Genomic DNA, 17762 nt, shown 5'->3' on the forward strand with positions numbered 1-17762 from the left:
CGCCCCGCATTTCCGTCCCGGTCCCGCACGCGAAGGCCGCCGCCGGCCATCTCCAGCCCCTCCGGCGTTTGAGGAGCGGGGGTCCGGGGGCCGGCCCCCGGAATCGGCGCCGGACCCGAAGCCACGGGCCGGGCCGGGGCGGGCCGCACCACGGGGGCGAAGCCGGGCCGCAGGGGCGAAGCCGGGCCGCGGGGCCAGGCCGCACCCCGGGGGCCAAGCTGCGCCGCGGGGCCAGGCCGCACCATGGAGGCCAAGCTGCGCCCGGGGGCCAACCCGGGCCGCGGGGCCAAGCCGCACCACGGGGGCCAACCCGGGCCGCGGGGGCCAGGCCGGGCCGCGGGGCCGGCTCGGCCCCGCCACGCCTCAGCCCCGCCGGGGCTCCGCGTCGAGTCGGGTGGCGACCCACGCACCCACCAGCGCCACGCAGGCCATCGGCAGGAACACGACGACGAACGCACCGGGGTGCGAAGCCCCGGCCCCCTCCGCCACGGAGTGCGCCGCCCCCACCGTTCCCCCGCCCAGCGCGGCAAACGCCGCCCCGCCCGCCGCCAGCAGCACCACGTTCGCCAGCGCGTCGGAGATCTGCAGCGAGGCGGAGTTCGCCCCCGCCTCCTCCGGCGCCGACAGCTTCAGCAGCAGCACGCTCGTGGAGCCGATGACGAGCCCCATCCCCAGGCACCCCATCGCCCACACCAGCGCCACGATCCACACCGGCACCCACTCCACGAGCACCGCCGGCACCCCGGCGATCGCCGCGGCGACCATGATCATGCCGAGCACCATCAGCCGCTCCCGGTACGGCGCCACCCGCCCCTGCGACTGCACCCACGAGCCTGCCGCCCAGGTCACCCCGCCCAGGGCGAGCGAGAACCCGGCCATCGTCGGGCTGAGCCCCCGCTGGGTGACCAGCATCAGCGGTACGAAGCTCTCCGCCGCGATGAACGACCCCGCCGCCACGCCCCGCAGCAGCACCACGGACGGCAGCCCGCGCCGCGCCAGGTAGGTCCCGCGCGGCAGCAGCCCCAGCACGGCGGGCACCAGCAGAGCCGCCCCCGCGAGCCCCGGCAGCAACGACAGCCACTTCAGGTCCTGCGCGGCGTACTGCAGCAGCCCCGCACCGACCGAGATCCCCAGCGCCAGCCGGATCCGCCGCCGGTCGAACGCCACGGGCGGCGCCTCGGGGTCCACCGGCCCGGAGGCGTTCCGCCGTATCGCGGGCAGCGCCACCGCGAGCGGTACGAAGACCAGCGCGGGGATCCCGAGGAAGACCCAGCGCCACCCGAGGTGCTCGGTCACGGTCCCCGCCGCCAGCGGCCCGACGATCGAGGGCACGACCCAGCTCGCGGCGAAGGCCGCCATGATCGCGGGGCGCAGCCGCTCCTCGTAGGCCCGGCTGACGACCACGTAGAGGGCGACGATGACCAGCCCGCCGCCGAACCCCTGCACGGCCCGCCCGAGCACGAACATCCACATCGCCCCGGCGGCCCCGGAACACACCAGTCCGGCGGCGAAGGACCCGATCCCCACGGTGAGCGGCCGCAGCGGCCCCTGCCGGTCGGCCCACTGCCCGGAGAGCACCATCCCGAAGAGGCTGGTCGTGAAGTAGGCGGAGAAGGCGAAGGCGTAGAGCGCGATCCCGTCCAGCTCCCGGGCCGCCACGGGCATGGCGGTCCCGACGGCGGTGGCCTCGAAGGCGATCAGGAAGATCACGGAGATGATCCCGATGCTGAGCGTCCGGTACGCGGGCCCGAAGATCCCGCCCTTCGCGTGGTCGTCGGGTATCGGTGCGGAGGGCGCAGCGGCTCGCTGCGGAACGACGCTCATCGCCCCAGAGTAAGTGCCGTATCCCTATTTCGACCCTGTCATTACGACCGATCCCACCCCCTCCCCCAGCCCTAGGCCAAAGGTCCCCCTCCACCCTCCCGCCGCCCCCTCTGTGAACGCGGCATGGCAGTCACATTGCACACCCCCCGATTCCCTTCCCCGCCCTCCGTCCCCCTCGTACGGTCATACACATCACCACCACCCAGCCGTGTGCCCGAGTGGTTGAGGGACTCGCCTGCAAAGCGAGTTACGCCGGTTCGATTCCGGTCACGGCTTCCACCTGCCCCGACCAGGCAGAACGAATGGGCGGCACCCCGCACGGGGTGCCGCCCATTCGGCTGTTCGTGTCAGTTCCCTTCCCCGTTGGCCGGTAGGGGAACGCCGGCCGCACCGACGCCCGCCCGCCCGCCCGCTGAATCTCAACGGCCGGAGCACCTTCTGGCCTGCGACGATGTCCGGATGAACGCCAATGACTCATGGGAACCGGTGCCAACCGTCAACGTCCGGCTGTGGCGCTCAGACGCCGTTGTGCTGTTCGACTGGCTCATGAGCACCGATCTGAACACTGTTCCGATCACACATCCGGCCCAGAAGCAGGCGCTCGTGGACCTGCTGGGACGCTTCGACTGGGCATGCGATGTCGACATCACAGGTTCCACTGTGGAGGAAATCGCTGCTGCTCAAGAAGAGGTGGCCAAAGACATGGGCTGGTGACGCACACGGTCAAGCGCCGATGCCACCGTCCGCGTCCTCGGCTGGCCCACCGGCCGCGACCTTCCGGACCACCCCGTCGACCAGCCGCCGCGGGAAGCGCTCAGCCGGCCGGGAGCGCCGAGGCCTGCTCCGGGAGCCCGCCGGTGTTCTCGCAGCCGACTTCCCCGGCGATCGCGAGCGCGGCGGAATGGGCAAGGACCAGATAGTCCTCGCCCAGGGCGGCGTCGCCCTTGCTGTTCTGGTACTTGTCCCCGTACGAAGCGGTGATCCGCAGCGGGACGGCGCGCGTGGAGCCGACACGGGTGCTCACGCAGTCGAAGGCCACGCTGCGCTGCTTGTCCGCGCGCATCACCTGGACCCCCGTTCCCCCGGCTCCCGGCTCCCCCGGGCCCGGGCGCCCGGCGGAGATGCTGATCTCCCCGACCCGCTTTCCCAGGCCCACGGATCCGGTGATCCTGCACACGGGAGCGGTCATCTCCCGGGGCCCGGCACCCGCGCGGTAGGCCTCTTCCAGAGCCTTGCCCATCGCCGAGACGCCGACGGTCTGCGCGGCGTTGTTGACCACTTGCGAGGACTGCAACACGTCCATCAGCGCCTTGCCTGCCGCATCGGTGATCAACCCCGGGCAGGCCTCCGTCCGCTCCACTTCGGGACGTGGCTTCGCGGAACGGGACGGCTGAGGCTCGGGGTTCGCCGACCCGCATCCCGCGACCGCCGCCACGAGCACCGCGAGTGCCGCACCGCGGGCGCGGGCAGACCAGGCGGTGTGCGCCCTCAGGGCCTTCCTCTTCGCAGTCATCAAGACGTCCCCTTCGAGCTGTCCACCATGTCCCTGCCGACCGAATGGGCGACCGAGGACTGCGCGGAAGCCGCACCGGCCAGCGTGTCGATGTCCTTGGCCGACAGTCCGGAACCGGCGGCCGCGTTGCGCACCGCGTTCGCGGCAGCGCCACTGGTACTCGCATCGCTCCGGGAGTACATCTCCGCCACGGCCTTCTCCGTGTCGGCGGTCTTCTCCTTGCCCTTGTCCTGGGCCTCCTCGACGAAGTGCTCGGTGACGTCCTCCTGGACCCACTCCACGATGTCACCGGCGAGCGGCACCAGTTCCAGGTACTTGCCGCCGGCAGCGGTGATACCGCGGTTGATCCACTTCGCCCCGTCCTCGACGCCCTTCACGTACTCCTCGTTCGTGTGCGCGGTCTCGGCGTGCATGCCCTGGGCGCGGGCCTCCGTCATCATTCCGGCGATCTGTCCACCGGGCTGCACCGCGACCTCCACCGCATCACCCAGCAGGGTGGTTTCGCCCCGGTGCTGGATCACATCATTGACAAGAACCGCCGTGAAGGCCTGGTTCGCGTTGGTGATCGCGCCGTACGCGCCGGGGTCCTGGGCGACCCCGCCGAGGAACCGGGCCACCGTCGCCTCGTCGAAGTCGGCCATGGAGCCCGCGACCTTGATCTGGTTCCCGCCGTTCTCCGCCGCCGCCTGGAGGTCCGGGATGTACTCCGCCGCCATGCTGCCGAGGTGGCCGGCCAGCGTACCGAGGGCCGGCTTCTTGTCAGGGTCGTCCGGATCCTGCGCCACCAGGCCCGGATCGTCGCCGATCTTCTCGACGACCCGTTCCATGACGGAGGCCATCTCCTTGGTGTGCGGTACGGGCTTCGCGTCCTCGTCGCCCGCCGCGCGGCCCGACACCGCCGCTTCGAGGGCGCCGCCGAGGGCGTCCTGGGCCGGGTGGAGCTCGCTGCCGGTCCGGGTGATGTCGAAGCTGTCCATGTACGGCTTCTTGTCGAGCATGTAGTCGACCATGCCCTGGTCCTTGCCGTGCTGCCCGCCGACCGGCTTGTCGTCCTTGGTGACGATCCCGTCGTGGTTGCTGTCCTCCCGGACCGGCTCGTTGAAGAAGGCCGTCGCCGCGTCCGGGTTGTTGCCCAGTGCCTCCATCAGGCCGGTCAGCGGATAGAAGCCCCGGCCGCCGCCGTCCTTGCCCTGGTGGAGGACCTGGTCCAGGCCGTACGGGGTGTGGGACTCCCAGAGCTTCGGGTCCTTGCGGTCCATGGCGACCATGTCGCGGCCGATCGAGGTCAGGAACTCCTTGTCGTACGTCCCCTCGCGGATCAGCGCACCGAGTGCCTGGTAGCCGTAGATCGTGTTCACACCGCCGGTGACCTGCATCTCCTTGCGCCCGGCCCGCATCAGCTGGGTAGTCCAGGCGGCGTCGAGGTGGTTCGGGACGTCCTTGTGGGTCGCCAGGCCGAGCATCGCACCCATGTCGCTCTGGATGTTCGCGGCCATCAGCGCCCGGTCCGCGCCGGCCGGGCCGAGGCCCGTGGCGTCCAGGGACAGGGTGGCGTACATCTCCAGCGTCCCCTCGGCACCCACCGTCCGGTAGAAGCCCGTCGCGAACTCCGGGTCCTCCCGGTTGTCGTCGAGCAGGTCCTCCAGCTCGCGCAGCGCCTCGGGGTTGCGGGCCGTGCCCCCTTCGCCGGTGACCTTCTTCATCAGTTCGGCGGCGCGGTGGGCCTGCTCCGCGTCCAGGGTGGTGAACTTCGCCCCGGAGAAGTCGTGGTCGTCCGCGACGTTGGCCTGGAGCGCGCGCACGAGGGAGTCGTCGGCGTCCTGGGCGTCCTCGACGGCCCGGTTCACCCGCTCCTGCCACAGGTCGCGGTTCGTGCGCAGGGTCACCTGATAGTCGGGGTCGTGCTGGGCCGCGTACCGGTCCTGCGGATCCGCGAGCGGGATCGCGGAGACCCGCCCGCTCTCGTCTATGCGAAAGCCCGCGGCCGGGGCGTCCGCGACCAGCTTCCTGAGCTGCTCCTGGACCGCCCTGATGGTGGCGTGGCCGTCGACGAGCAGGAGGTGGATGCCCTTGGCCTCCCGGGCCGCGTCGTCGAACTCCTTGGCCGTCTTGTCGACGAAGGAACGGGCCACACCCGCGGTGACACCGCTCCACTGGGCCTTGTCCGACTTGGCCTTCATGCCGGCCCGCGCCGACTCCGCCAGCTCGTCCAGCTTCTTGACCATCGCGGACCAGTCGTCGATCGCGGTCTGGAGCGGGCCCAAGGGCGCGTTCACCACGTTCTCGTACGTCAGCACGTGTGCGCCGCCTTCACTACTTGAGGAGCTGGTCGATCTTGGAGGCGGAGAAATCTGCGTGCAGTTGCTGCTCCTCCTTGGCGTGGGAGGAGAGGGAGTAGTTCAAGCCGTTGGAGATGTTCGCGCAGGCGGCGACCAGGGTCTTGAGCTGGCTCTCCCAACGGGTGTTGACCTTCAGCAGGGCCGCGCCGCCCGCGAAGCCCTCGCGCGTGAGCGCGGCGGCCGCCTCGGCGGTGGAGGCGGCGGCGTGCTTGCCGTCGGCGGAGAGCCGGGTGTACAGCGTGTACGCCTCGGAGCCGACCTCGCCTATGTGGTCCTGGTTCAGCTCCAGATCGGCGCTGCCGCCGGCGGCGGTGCTCCGGGTGCTCCGGGCTATGGACCATTCCTCGTCGAACGACATGGCGTGCACTCCTCTTTCCACCTGTACGTACGGCCTTACGCGGCTCAGCGCGCCCTGCGCCGGACGACGACCGCGGTGACGGCTCCCCCGATGAGCACACAGGCACCGAGCCCGAGCGCGAGCCAGGGCAGGCTGCCGCTGCTGTCGCCATCCGCCTTCGCGGCGGCCTGGGGGGCGGGAGCCCCGGGGTCGGCGGAGGAGGCCGGGGCCGAGGGGGCCTTCGTACCCGTGCCGCCGCCGGCTGCGGCGAGGTCGGGGAGCGGGTAGACGTCCGCGGGGCCGGGGTCGCCGGGGTTGGGTACCGCGATGCGGGGGCGGACGGTGCCGTAGCCGATGAAATCGCTGCGCTCGGCGCCGTCGGTGGGCTTGCCCGCGGTGTTCATCATGACCCGGAGCACCTGATTGTTGGTCCAGTCAGGGTGGGCCGACCAGATCAGCGCAGCAGAAGCCGAAGCGAGGGCGGTGGCGTCACTTGTGCCGTGGTTCTTGCATAGTTGGGTGCTGCTGGCACAGGCCGTAACAATGTCTGCGCCTGGGGCAGTCAGGTCGACCTGAGATCCGTGCTGCGACTCTGCGGTTACCTTCCCATTCTTGTCGACGGCACCAACCCCGACCACGCCCGGCGTTGCCGCCGGGTAAAGAACCTGATTTCCCGCATCACCGTTGTTTCCCACACCAGCAAAAATCAACTTCCCTTTAGATAGGGCGTACTTCACCGCTGCGAGACGTTCCGGGTCTTCCACAGATGTAGCCATGGAGATGTTGATGATCTTCGCGTCCGAGTCGGCCGCATACCGAATTGCTTCGGTCCAAAGCGGATTAGCTGCGTTCTCTCCCTGCGGCACGCGGATCGGGAGGATCTTGACCCCAGGCGCAAGTCCGAACGATCCGTCACCACTGGGATGTTTTCCAGTAGCAGCGATAATCGCCGCCATGGTTGTCCCGTGCTTGTTCCAGTCCGTTCGCTCATCACCCTTGTAGTTCGTGGCATAGTTCTTGCCCGGAACGACTTGGCCCTCCAGCTCTGGGATAGCGTCAACGCCACTGTCAATGATGGCGACCGTGACGCCCTTGCCCGTGCTGGTCTTCCAGATGTCCTCTGCCTTCATCGACGTGAGATGCCACTGCTGCGACCGAATGGTCTCCGCCTGGGCGGGGGTCGCCGCGACCCCTGCTAGCAGGAATCCTGTCAAGACCGCGCTCGCCTTACGCATACGCATCCCGTGCAACGTTCACTCCACTCAGTCGATCACCGGCGGAACGACGCGACCATCGCCCTGCCACGTCTCTTCGTCCTCAGCCAGGTAGTCAGGGCGCTCACCCTGCCGGCCGTCACCTCGCCGGCCGGGAGCATGAGCACCCGCACCACCGTGGCCCATGGGACCGCCCACTGGACCAGTCCCGGATCCACCGCGCACCAACCCTGAACCGCCCTGGGTAAAGGCCTGACCACCAGCGAGCGAGCGCCCGCCCGCACCAGGCTGCGCCCCACCGAAGATGCCTCCCGGTTCGGTGGCGAGACGGCGACCGGTCATGGGACTACCGAGCCCGCCGTGCGCTCCGCCACCACCCATACCCATCCCGCCGCCCATACCGCGACCGCCTGCCTGGGCGCCCTCAGCACCGATGACAGTGCCACGGGGAATGCTCACGCCCGGGCCACCGGGTGTGACCGGCCGTCCGCCCGTGATGCCGCTGTCGCGCGGGGGCAGACCTGCGACACTCCCCTTCCCGCCTACTCCGCCGATTCCGGGAATGCCAATGCCACCAGGTCCGAGACCTCCGATCGGCTTCGACGCGCCACCGCCCGGTGGCAGTGGCACGGGCGGGATGAACCCCCCGGGGGTGACGCCCTGACCTCCACCACCAGGACCTACAGGGCCCGGGCTGCCGGGTACTCCCGTTGCCGGCGGAAGAGTCGTGCTCGGCGCCGGTCCGACGGTGTCGAGTCCGGTACCAATATTGCGGTCCGGGGGCACTGGAACGGGGCCCGGCGGCGGGCCCAGCACCCCTGTCGAGATACCACCCGGCCCGGCTGGCGCCTCAGAAGAAGGAGAGCCAGGAGGAGGGCTGAAGCCCACCGAACCGCCGGAACCCGACGGTACGGGCCCGGCTGAGGAGCCGCCTGCACCAGAGGGCTCTCCGGAGCGCGCAATCGTCTGCCCACCATCAACACCCAGGGGGACGAAAGTCTCCGGCAACTTCGGAAACGTCGGGATCTCCGCCATCTCCATCCCAGTAGCCGAAGCCTCGTACCCCTGTGCCAGCTTCGTCATCTGCTGGATCGCTTGCTGCCGGTCGCCGCTCAGCTTCGAGTGGGCCTGCTGGCCGATCTGCTGTGCGTCGGGGTCGTTGCGGTACTCGCGGGATGCTTCGAGGTTGGCGGCCGCCGCAGCGTCGTAGGTCGGCATGTTGGCCTTGACCTCGATGACGACCTGGCTGGCCTGCGTCAGCTGCTTGCCGCCCTCGGCGCTGTACTCGCCCAGGCGCAGCGTCGCGTTGCCCGTGCGGCTGACCCAGTCCTGGAAAGCCGTGTGCGATTCGCCTTCCCAGCCGGTCACCCGGTGGTCCTTGAGGCTTTCGCCGATCTCCTTGATGGTCGCCGCGGCGTCCGTGAGCTGGCTTCCACGCGCCTTGAGGGTCTCCGCGTTCGCCGAGGCGAGCATGGCCAGCAACTGCTGGTGCGTGTGGCTCTCGAAGTTCGTCGCCATCAGAAGCCCTCTCCCTGAGTTCCGGTCGACGAACTTCCCTGCGAAGCCGAACTGTGCGGAGGCTGCGGTGCCAACGGGTCGCGTTCCGGAACGTAGTTCGCGTCGGCCTGCTTGCTGATCGCCAGCATCCGCCGCTTCGTGTCCTCGTCTACGCCCTCGAAACCACGGCCGCTCGTCTGGATGGCGATGCTGAGGCCCTCGATCTGGTCCGCCAAGCCCTTCGACAGCGCCAGCAGCTGCGTGTGGACGTTCGTGTAGGCCTTGAAGAGGCGGTCCGCCTCTGCGAAGCCTTCGCCCAGGGAGGCGGAGGGGAGGGTGCCGTCCGCGAGGCGTTTGTCGCTTGCCGGGGATTCGTTCAGCTTCGACAGCAGGCCGTCGACGCGCTTCTTGTAGTCCGTCAGCGACTCGTACTCGACCTGCAGTGCGCCCAGAGCCGCCGGCGAGGCGACGCCCACGCCGAAGTCCACTCCGAGCACGCCCGGCCCATAGTCCACTGCCACGATGGCCTCCCCGACTCCCCGTCGTCCCCGTTCGCACCGGCGTCGCGCGGCAGCGGCATTCGCACACGCATGTCGCCAGTGTCCGTAAACACTCTATAGACAGAGGCCGACAGGCCCAAGTTTCGGGTTGCAGGTGCAATCAGGGTCACAAGGTTACGAGTTGGGCGCCGCCACTGCCGCAGATGGCCGGATCGGGAGCCTGTTGACCGGGCGGCCCGTGGCGGCGCGGACCGCCGAGGCCACTGCTGCCGGGGCCGTGACCACCGGGACCGCGCTGGCCGGCTTCGCGCCGAAGGGGGCCACCACGTCGCGTTCTTCGACGAGTTTGACGATGCGGACGGCCGGGGCGTCCAGGGAGGTGGGCAGGGCGTAGCCCGTCAGGTCGGGGTGGCGGATCAGGCCCGCGGCCGTGCGGAGGTTCTCCGTCAGGGCCGCGCCCACGCCCTGGATGACGCCCGCTTCGATACGGGCTTCCAGCTGGCGGGGGTTGAGGATGCGGCCGACGTCCTGGGCCACCGCGAGTTCCACGACGCGGACGGAGCCCAGCTCGATGTCCACGTCGACCACCGCGCGGATCGCGCAGAAGGCGAGGCCCACGAAGGCGTCGCCCTGGCCGTCGCCGTCCAGCGGCTCGGTCGGGTGCGGGCGGCACTGGGCCGTGGCCCAGAGTTCCTTGCCCTCCATCGCCTCCGCGACCGTCGTCGAGAAGGCGCCGTCGTACGACGTGATCCGGCCATCCGCGATCTGGAGCAGTTCGGTGGACATGCCGAGCTTGTGGGCCATCGGCTGGAGGAGCTGCGTACGGACCATCTTCGCGGCGCGTTCCACCGCGCCGCCCGAGACCCAGGTGTGGCGGCCGTGGGCGGAGGGGCCCGCCGGCGGCTGGTCGGTGTCGACGGGGGCCGTGACGACCTCGTCCACGCCCAGGATCTCCTGGACGATCTGGCGGGCGAGCGTGGAGAAGCCCTGGCCGGTGTCGACGGCGGCACAGATGACGGTCGCGGCACCGCCGACGATCTTCACCGTGGCCGTGGACACCTCGTCGGTGCCCTCGGCGCCGAGCATGTGGACCATGCCGACCCCGTACCCGACGCCGCGCCGGACCGCGCCCGGCTCCCCCGCGCCCTCCGGGCCGCCCGGGAGCAGCCAGTCCTCCTCCGGGGTGTCCTTCGGGAGGGCGGGCAGTTCGTGGTCGCGGACCGCGCGCAGGAGTTCCGCGACGGGGGCGGGGCAGGTGACGGTCTGGCCCGTCGGGAGCAGGTCGCCGGTGGCCAGGACGTTGCGCAGGCGAAGCTCCGCGCCGTCGATGCCGAGGGCGGCCGCCAGCTTGTCCATCTGGCCTTCGTAGGCCGCGCAGACCTGCAGGGCGCCTTCGCCGCGCACGTGCCCGGAGGGCGGGTTGTTGGTGCGGACCGCCCAGCCTTCGACGAAGGCGTGCGGGACCACGTACGGGCCGCAGGCGAAGGCCACCGCCGCGGCCAGGGACTCCGAGGAGGCGTCGGCGTAGGCGCCCGCGTCCATCAGGATCTGGGCCTCGACCTTCACCAGCCGGCCGTCCGCGTCCGCGTGGTGGCGGTAGCGCAGCAGCGTCGGGTGGCGGTGGGGGTGGCCGAGGAAGGACTCCTCGCGGGTGGCGGCCAGTTTCACCGGGCAGCCGGTGCGCAGGGCGAGCAGGCCGAGCGGGAGCTGGAAGGCCGCGTCCTCGCGGTCGGCGGTCGCGCCCGGGACTCCGGTGACGACGACCCGTACGCGGTCGGGTTCCAGTCCGAAGCAGGCGGCGGCCAGGTCGCGGTCGGTGTGCGGGTCGGTGGAGGCGGTGTAGATCTCCACGCCTCCGTCGGGGCGCGGCACGGCCAGCCCGGCCTCGGCGCCGATGGGGGCGGGGTCCTGGCGGCCGATGCGGTAGAGGCCCTCGACGACGACGTCGCCGGTGGCTTCGGGGTCGCCGTAGCGCAGCGGGATGTGCCGGATCAGGTTGCCGTCGGGGTGCAGGTCGGGGGCGCCGAAGGCCTGTTCGGGGTCGGTGACCGGGTCGAGGAGCTCGTACTCGACGGCGATCGCGGCGGCCGCGAGGCGTGCGGTGTCCGGGTGGTCGGCGGCGACGGCGGCGATGGGCTCGCCGTGGTGGCGGACCACGTCGTGGGCGAAGACGGGCCGGTCGGCGATGCGGCGGCCGTGCGTGGTGGCGCCGGGGACGTCGGCGTGGGTGACGACGGCCCGCACGCCGGGCATGTCGGTGGCGGCGGAGGTGTCGATGGACAGGATGCGGGCGTGGGCGTGCGGGGAGCGCAGCACGGCGGCCCAGAGGAGGCCTTCGGCCCACAGGTCGGCGGCGTAGGGGAAGGTGCCCTCGGTCTTGGCGCGGGTGTCGGCCGCCGGGACGGACGCGCCGATGCCGCGCGGGACCGCCGTCTCCGACGGCTCCGCGCCCTCGGAGGCCGGTGAGGCGACCGTCACCGGGACCGTCGCCGCGTCGTGGGCGCTCACGCCGTGCCTCCCTCGTCGTTCCCCTGCATCCCGTGGTTCCCCTGGTTCCCCTGATTGCCCTGCAGACCCGGCACGCCCTGCAGACCCGGCACGCCCTGCACGCCCTGCATGCCGTGGACGCCGCCCTCGCCCGGCAGGGCCTGGTGCGGGATCCGGGCCTCGGCCGAGGCCGCGGCGGCCGCTTCGGCCGCCGAACCGCGCTCGGCCACGACCTCGCGCACCGCCTCGATGACGCCCGAGTACCCGGAGCAGCGGCAGAGGTTGCCGCACAGCGCCTGGCGGGTCTCCAGCTCGCTGGGGGCGTGGTTGCCTTCCAGCAGATCGTGGATGGTCATGGCCATGCCCGGCACGCAGAACCCGCACTGCACCGCACCCGACCTGCACAACGCCTCTTGTACGTCCGACAGTTCCCCGTCGGTCGCGAGACCTTCCACGGTGCGGACCTCGCTGCCCGCGGCCGTGGCGGCCGGGACGAGGCAGGAGGCGACGAGCCGGCCGTCGACCTGCACGGCGCAGGCACCGCATTCGCCCTGCGAGCAGCCGTCCTTGGCGCCGGCGAGGCCGAGGCGCTCGCGCAGCACGTAGAGGAGGGACTCGCCGATCCACGCACCGGTGACGGGGCGGTCGGCCCCGTTGACGCGCAGGACGTAGGAGGCCGACGGGTGCTCGTGATGGGCGACGGCCGCGGCGTCCGCCTCCTCGGCGGCTTCTTCCTCGTACGGAGCCCCCTCGCCCGGAACCCCTTCGGCCGTCCCCGCCGGAGCCGCCTCGACAGCCGGGTCGGCGTCGTCCGGACCCGGCGCGGGCGCGGCCCCCGCTCCGCCGGCGGCCGGCACGGCTCCGCCGTCACCCTGCTCCGCCTCGACGACCCCGGCTCCGGGCCCGCCCCACTCCCCGTGCTCCTCGTGCGCGCCCTGGCCTCCGGCTTCGCCCGCACCCGGGTCACCGGCCGCACCTGCCCCGGCCTCACCCCGGGCTTCGACCCCACCCCGGGCTTCGACCCCACCCCGGGCTTCGACCCCACCCCGGGCTTCGGCCCCACCCCGGGCTTCGCCCTCGTTCCCCGGGTGCTGCCGCTCCCCCGAGTCCGGGACCTGCGCCGGGCCGTGGGCGGCTTCGATGTCGTGCGGGGCCGGGTAGCCCGGCTCCCCGTCCAGCGGGGTGCCGACCCCCGGGCCGCCCAGCACGCGCGGTCCGCGTCCCGGGGTCGAGCCGAAGGTGCCGACGGCCGGTGCGGACACGCCCGGGAACACCCCGGGGAACACCCCGGAGCCCAGCGGGTCGGAACCGGGCACGGCGAATCCCTGCCCGTCGGTACCCGCACCGTCGGAACCGGCGCCCCCACCGTCGGAGGCCGGCTGCTGCGCCGCGTACCCGCGCGCGCCCTCGAAGTCCGGATGGGTCGCCCAGGGGGCCGCGGCCCCGCCGGGCAGCGTCGCGGGGGCCCGGCTCCAGTCGGCCGCGGCCGCGAGCTGCCCGAAGCTGCCCGTGTCGCCGGCGCCTCCCGGGGTCCACACGTCGCTCTCCGCCGCCTCGGGGAACCGCCACTCGGCGGTCGTCCCCGACTCGTGCGCGGCGGCCCCGTCCCCGCCGAAGGGCTCGGCGTAGGACTCGGCGGAAGGCTCTCCGAAGGACTCGGCGGCGAAAGGCTCCCCATAGGAGTCACCGAGGGACTCGCCGAAGGATTCGCCGAAGGGCTCCGCAACCGGCTCCGCGACCGGCTCGGCCACCGGCTCCGCGAACGCCGCGGCCACCGAAGCCGGAATGGGCACCGACGCCGGGATCGGCGCCCGCGCCGCCGCCCCCGGAGCTCCGGCTCCCGAAGTCCCCGCCCCGGAGTCCGCCGGGGCCGTCGCGCCCGCCTCCGGCCACTGCACCGGGATCGTCCACGTGCCCGTCGCCGCAGGATCCGTGCTTCCCGTGCCGAGCGGCACGATCATCGGGGGCGGGACGTAGCCGTGCCCGGGGGCCGCGAGGGGCTCCCCGGTGCCGAGCGCGTCCAGCATGTCCTGCGGCAGATTCACGAAGGCCGTCGCGTCGGAGTCGTACTCGCCGCCGTGCGGCACCGGCTCCCAGCCCCAGTGGGGTTCCGCGGGTCCCGTCGAGCCCGCGGTACCCGTGTTCTCGTTCTCACTCATGAGCTCAGTGCCCTCCCCAGGGCCCTCCGTGCCAGCACGGCCACCGTCCGCCGCAAATGCAGTACTGCGGGAGCCACCGGCTCCCCCTGGTCGGGCACGCACGCCGCCGCGACGTACTCGCCGAAGGCTTCGAGCGCCTCGGGGGCCAGACTGCGGTCCCCGTCCCAGTCGATCAACGAGGCGACCCACTGCTCGGCTTCCAGCGGCCGCAGCGGCATCGGGGCGACCGCGCCGATGGCGCAGCGCACACCCCGGCGCGCGGGGTCCAGTACGAGCCCCACGGACGCCGTCGCGCGCCCCGGTCCCGTACGGCCCGTGGCCTTGAGGAACACCTGCGGCGCGTGCAGCAACGGGACGCGCACGAAGCCGATCAGCTCTCCGGGGCGGAGCATCTCCCGGCCGGCGAGCAGGTGCGAGACCGGGATCTCGCGCCGCGATCCGCCCGGCCCGACGATGACGAGCACGGCCTCCAGGGCGGCCAGCACGGGGAGCGCGTCGCCCGTCGGCGCGGCCGTGGCGATGTTGCCGCCGAGGGTGCCGGCGTTGCGGATCTGCGGCGGGCCCGCGGCGCGCGCGGCGGCGGCCAGGGCCGGGATCAGAGCGGCGAAGTCGGGCCGGCCCATGCGCGCGTGCGTGAGGCCGGCGCCGAGGAGCGCGTGGCCGTCCTGGTACTGCCAGCCGCGGATCTCGTTGATCCGGCCGAGGCCCACGAGGGCGGCGGGGCGCAGGAGTCCCGCGTTGACGGCGGCCATGAGGTCGGTGCCGCCCGCCACGGGGACGGCGGCGGGCATGGCCGCGAGCGCCGCCACGGCCTCGTCGAGCGAGGCCGGCAGCGTCACGGACTGCGCCGCGTTCCCCGCCCGCGGGTCGCTGCGGGGCCCCTGGGACGAGTCCCGTGCCTGCGGTGCGTGCGGTGCGTGCGTGGTCAACCCAGCTGCCCCTTCCCGATGTCCCGGTCCCGGCGCTCTCGCCTGTCCGCCGTACGGTACGTGCTCACCGCCGGGACGTGGCAACTCTGGCACATCTTCCGGAGCACCGGACGCGAGGGTCCACCGCCCGCACGCCACCGGCGCACCACCCCCGCAGGACCCCGCGCACGGGCCCGTGCGCGGGGTACGCAGGGGCCCGTCACACGTTCGGGGGCGCTCCCTCGATCGGGCGGCCGAGCACCCCGGGCCTACGCTGCCACGGCAACGGGCCGCCGGGCGGCCGGTAGTCGACCCCGAGGGCGTCCAGGCGGCGGTAGTGCGTCGTCATCCGCGCCTCGAAGTCCGCGTGGTCCCGCTCCTCGGGCAGCGGCAGCCGGGACCACACCACCTCGGCGAAGGCCGCTAGGCGCGGGAACACCTGGTAGTCGACGCGGCTCTGGTCCTCCATCACCTCGGTCCACACGTTGGCCTGGGCGCCCAGTACGTGGGCGGCGGCCTCTTCGGACAACTTCGGCGGTACCGGCTCGAACCGGTACACGTCCTCCAATGTCCGTACGTACCCGATGGGCATCGGCTCGTCCTCGCCGTCCGCCTGACGGTGATCCAGGTACACCTGCTGCTCGGGGCACATCACCACGTCGTGGCCGGCCTCGGCGGCGGCGATCCCGCCCGCGTAGCCGCGCCAGGAGGAGACGGCCGCTCCCGGGGCCAGTCCGCCCTCCAGGATCTCGTCCCAGCCGATGAGACGGCGGCCGCGCTCCGCGAGCCAGCCGTCGAAGTGCCGGATGAACCAGGACTGCAGACCGTCCTCGCCGTCGACCCCCAGCTCCGAGATCCGCGCCTGCGCGACCCCGGAGGCCTTCCACTGCGCCTTGGGGCACTCGTCGCCGCCGACGTGCACGAAGGGCGAGACCTCCGCCGGGAACACCTCCAGCAGCTCTTCGAAGACGCCCTCGTAGAAGCGCAGGACCGCCTCGGTGGGCGCGAGCACGTTCTCGTTGACGCCCCAGTCGTCCCACACCCCCAGCGCCGCCGTGTCCACCACGTCCGCGTTCCCCAGCTCCGGGTACGCGGCGATCGCGGCCTGCGAGTGTCCCGGCACGTCGATCTCCGGCACCACCCGCACGTGCCGCTCCGCCGCGTACGCGACGATCTCGCGCAGGTCGTCCTGGGTATAGAAGCCGCCGTGCGGGGTCTCGTTCCACAGCGGGGAGGCCCGGTGCCCCCACCGGCTGCGGGAGCGCCACGCGCCGACCTCGGTGAGCTTCGGGTAGCGCTTGATCTCGACCCGCCAGCCCTGGTCGTCCGTCAGGTGCAGGTGCAGCACGTTGAGCTTGTGGGCGGCGAGCAGGTCGACGTACCGCAGCACCGCGTCCTTCGGCAGGAAGTGCCGGGCCACGTCGAGCATCAGCCCGCGCCAGCCGAAGCGGGGGCCGTCGGCGATGTCCCCGCACGGCAGCCGCCACACCGCGCCCGGCAGCGGCGCCCGCCGGCAGGCGTCCGGGCCGAGCAGCTGACGCAGCGTCTGGGCGGCGTAGAAGAGGCCCGCCTCGTCGGCGCCCTCCAGCAGGACGAGGCCGGGCTTCAGGTGGAGTTCGTACGATTCCGCGCCCGTCCCGCGCGCGATGCCGGGGCGCAGGACGAGCCGGATCACCGTGCGCCCGTCGTACGGCTCCCCCGGCACCGGGGCCGGCAGGTCCCAGCCGGTGGCCGCGCCGAGCTCGCGGCGCAGCCAGCGGGCCGCTCCGGCGGCGCCGGGCCCGGTTTCGAGGAGCGGGGCCGCGAGCTCGAAGGCTGCGGCGCCGGACGGGAAGCGCGCGTACCGCGGCTGCGGGATCAACTCGGGCATGGCCTCGACTCCTCCACCGTTGCACTGTGTGCAACGCACGTTTCGCATGGCGCACATGGCGCTGACGCGGCGACCCTAACCCGCCGTCCGGGAACGGCAAAGGCCCCCGGTGCGCACGAGTGCGCACCGGGGGCCTTGGTCCCGCTCCGGGAGGGCCGGACGGCTGCTCGCCGTCGCTGCCGGACGGCTACTTACCGTCCTTGCCGCCCTTGTCCTTGTCCCCGCCGGGGCCCATGGACTCGTAGATCTCCTTGCACATGGGGCAGACCGGGTACTTCTTCGGGTCCCGGCCCGGCACCCAGACCTTGCCGCAGAGCGCGACGACGGGGGTGCCCCCGAGCGCGCTCTCCATGATCTTGTCCTTCTGGACGTAGTGGGCGAAGCGCTCGTGGTCGCCGTCGCCGTGGGACACCTGCGGCGTCGGCTCTACGAGGGTCCCCGTACCAGTCCCGCGATCGGGCTCAAGAGTGCTCATGACTGCCAGGGTACCGAGTCCCCCGCGCCCGGGGGATCCGCGGTGCCGCCCCCTCGCGGGCTCAGTTCAGCGACGGGTCGTCCGCGTACGTGGCCACCATGGCCAGCTCGCTGCGCTGGCGCCGCAGCACGGCGCGCCACAGCCGTTCCGGATCCGGGAAGGAGACGTCGCCCGGCTCGGAGTCGACGACGTACCAGGCGCCCACGCCCAGCTCCTCCTCCAGCTGCCCCGGCCCCCAGCCGGAGTACCCGGCGAAGATGCGCAGGCCCCCCAGGGCCGCCGCGAGGAGTTCGGGCGGGGCCTCCAGGTCCACCAGGCCGATCGCCCCGTGCACCCGGCGCCAGCCGAGCGGCCCCTCCTCGCCCGGGATGACCGCCAGCCCCAGCGCGGAGTCCAGTGCCACCGGGCCGCCCTGGAAGACCACTCCGGGGTCCTTGGCCAGCGGAGCCCACGGCAGCAGGACGTCACCGACGCCCACCGGGGTGGGCCGGTTGAGGACGACGCCGAGCGAGCCCTGCTCGTCGTGGTCGAGCAGCAGCACCACCGCGCGGTCGAAATTCGGGTCCGCGAGGGTGGGGGTGGCCACGAGCAGCCGCCCTGTGAGGGAGGACACCTCGGTCATGGCGCCATGATCTCGCA

General features: G+C 72.4%; 14 protein-coding genes and 1 tRNA gene. 2 read left to right on the forward strand and 13 right to left on the reverse strand.

The window, feature by feature from the left end:
- Positions 1-363 precede the first annotated feature (363 nt).
- Positions 364-1824 carry an MFS transporter gene (locus ACZ60J_RS21680; RefSeq protein ID WP_469683977.1) on the reverse strand — a complete coding sequence of 487 codons (1461 nt, stop codon included), beginning with the start codon at positions 1822-1824 and terminating at the stop codon, positions 364-366.
- A gap of 204 nt (positions 1825-2028) precedes the next feature.
- On the opposite strand from ACZ60J_RS21680, the gene ACZ60J_RS21685 reads away from it, so the two are divergent.
- Positions 2029-2103 (forward strand) — tRNA-Cys (locus ACZ60J_RS21685).
- Positions 2104-2283: 180 nt separating this feature from the next.
- On the forward strand, positions 2284-2538 hold the full coding sequence (locus ACZ60J_RS21690; protein WP_469683979.1) for a hypothetical protein: 255 nt from the start codon (positions 2284-2286) through the stop codon (positions 2536-2538).
- A 100-nt stretch (positions 2539-2638) separates the two neighbouring features.
- Here the strand turns inward: ACZ60J_RS21690 and ACZ60J_RS21695 are convergent, their stop codons facing one another.
- The 12 genes from ACZ60J_RS21695 to ACZ60J_RS21750 all read right to left on the reverse strand — a co-directional run bounded on the left by ACZ60J_RS21695 (position 2639) and on the right by ACZ60J_RS21750 (position 17745).
- Entirely contained in the window at positions 2639-3337 is a 699-nt protein-coding gene (locus ACZ60J_RS21695; RefSeq protein ID WP_469683981.1) for a hypothetical protein, read from the reverse strand.
- Positions 3337-5634, reverse strand: a complete 2298-nt coding sequence (locus ACZ60J_RS21700) for a hypothetical protein (protein ID WP_469683983.1) — start codon at positions 5632-5634, stop codon at positions 3337-3339. The genes ACZ60J_RS21695 and ACZ60J_RS21700 overlap by 1 nt, the downstream gene beginning before the upstream one ends.
- 16 nt (positions 5635-5650) lie before the next feature.
- Positions 5651-6034: a hypothetical protein gene (locus ACZ60J_RS21705; RefSeq protein WP_469683985.1), complete on the reverse strand. Its 384-nt coding sequence runs from the start codon at positions 6032-6034 to the stop codon at positions 5651-5653.
- Positions 6035-6078: 44 nt separating this feature from the next.
- Entirely contained in the window at positions 6079-7254 is a 1176-nt protein-coding gene (mycP, locus tag ACZ60J_RS21710; RefSeq protein ID WP_469683987.1) for a type VII secretion-associated serine protease mycosin, read from the reverse strand.
- A gap of 21 nt (positions 7255-7275) precedes the next feature.
- Complete coding sequence (locus ACZ60J_RS21715) at positions 7276-8745, reverse strand: WXG100 family type VII secretion target (protein ID WP_469683989.1); 1470 nt, start codon at positions 8743-8745, stop codon at positions 7276-7278.
- Complete coding sequence (locus ACZ60J_RS21720; RefSeq protein ID WP_469683991.1) at positions 8745-9245, reverse strand: hypothetical protein; 501 nt, start codon at positions 9243-9245, stop codon at positions 8745-8747. The genes ACZ60J_RS21715 and ACZ60J_RS21720 overlap by 1 nt, the downstream gene beginning before the upstream one ends.
- A gap of 153 nt (positions 9246-9398) precedes the next feature.
- Positions 9399-11702, reverse strand: a complete 2304-nt coding sequence (locus ACZ60J_RS21725; protein ID WP_469684118.1) for a xanthine dehydrogenase family protein molybdopterin-binding subunit — start codon at positions 11700-11702, stop codon at positions 9399-9401.
- A gap of 26 nt (positions 11703-11728) precedes the next feature.
- Positions 11729-13870, reverse strand: a complete 2142-nt coding sequence (locus ACZ60J_RS21730; protein ID WP_469683993.1) for a (2Fe-2S)-binding protein — start codon at positions 13868-13870, stop codon at positions 11729-11731.
- Complete coding sequence (locus ACZ60J_RS21735; RefSeq protein WP_382976312.1) at positions 13867-14799, reverse strand: FAD binding domain-containing protein; 933 nt, start codon at positions 14797-14799, stop codon at positions 13867-13869. Before ACZ60J_RS21735 ends, ACZ60J_RS21730 begins: the two co-directional genes overlap by 4 nt.
- A gap of 199 nt (positions 14800-14998) precedes the next feature.
- Positions 14999-16648 (reverse strand): beta-N-acetylhexosaminidase, encoded by a 1650-nt coding sequence (locus ACZ60J_RS21740; RefSeq protein WP_469683995.1) that lies wholly within the window; start codon positions 16646-16648, stop codon positions 14999-15001.
- Between the two features lie 187 nt (positions 16649-16835).
- A complete protein-coding gene (locus ACZ60J_RS21745) occupies positions 16836-17123 on the reverse strand; it encodes a DUF3039 domain-containing protein (RefSeq protein WP_243337322.1) in 288 nt (95 codons plus the stop codon).
- A 61-nt stretch (positions 17124-17184) separates the two neighbouring features.
- Positions 17185-17745, reverse strand: a complete 561-nt coding sequence (locus tag ACZ60J_RS21750) for a YqgE/AlgH family protein (protein ID WP_469683997.1) — start codon at positions 17743-17745, stop codon at positions 17185-17187.
- Positions 17746-17762 lie beyond the last annotated feature (17 nt).

Source organism: Streptomyces sp. NPDC104226 (genome assembly GCF_055584085.1).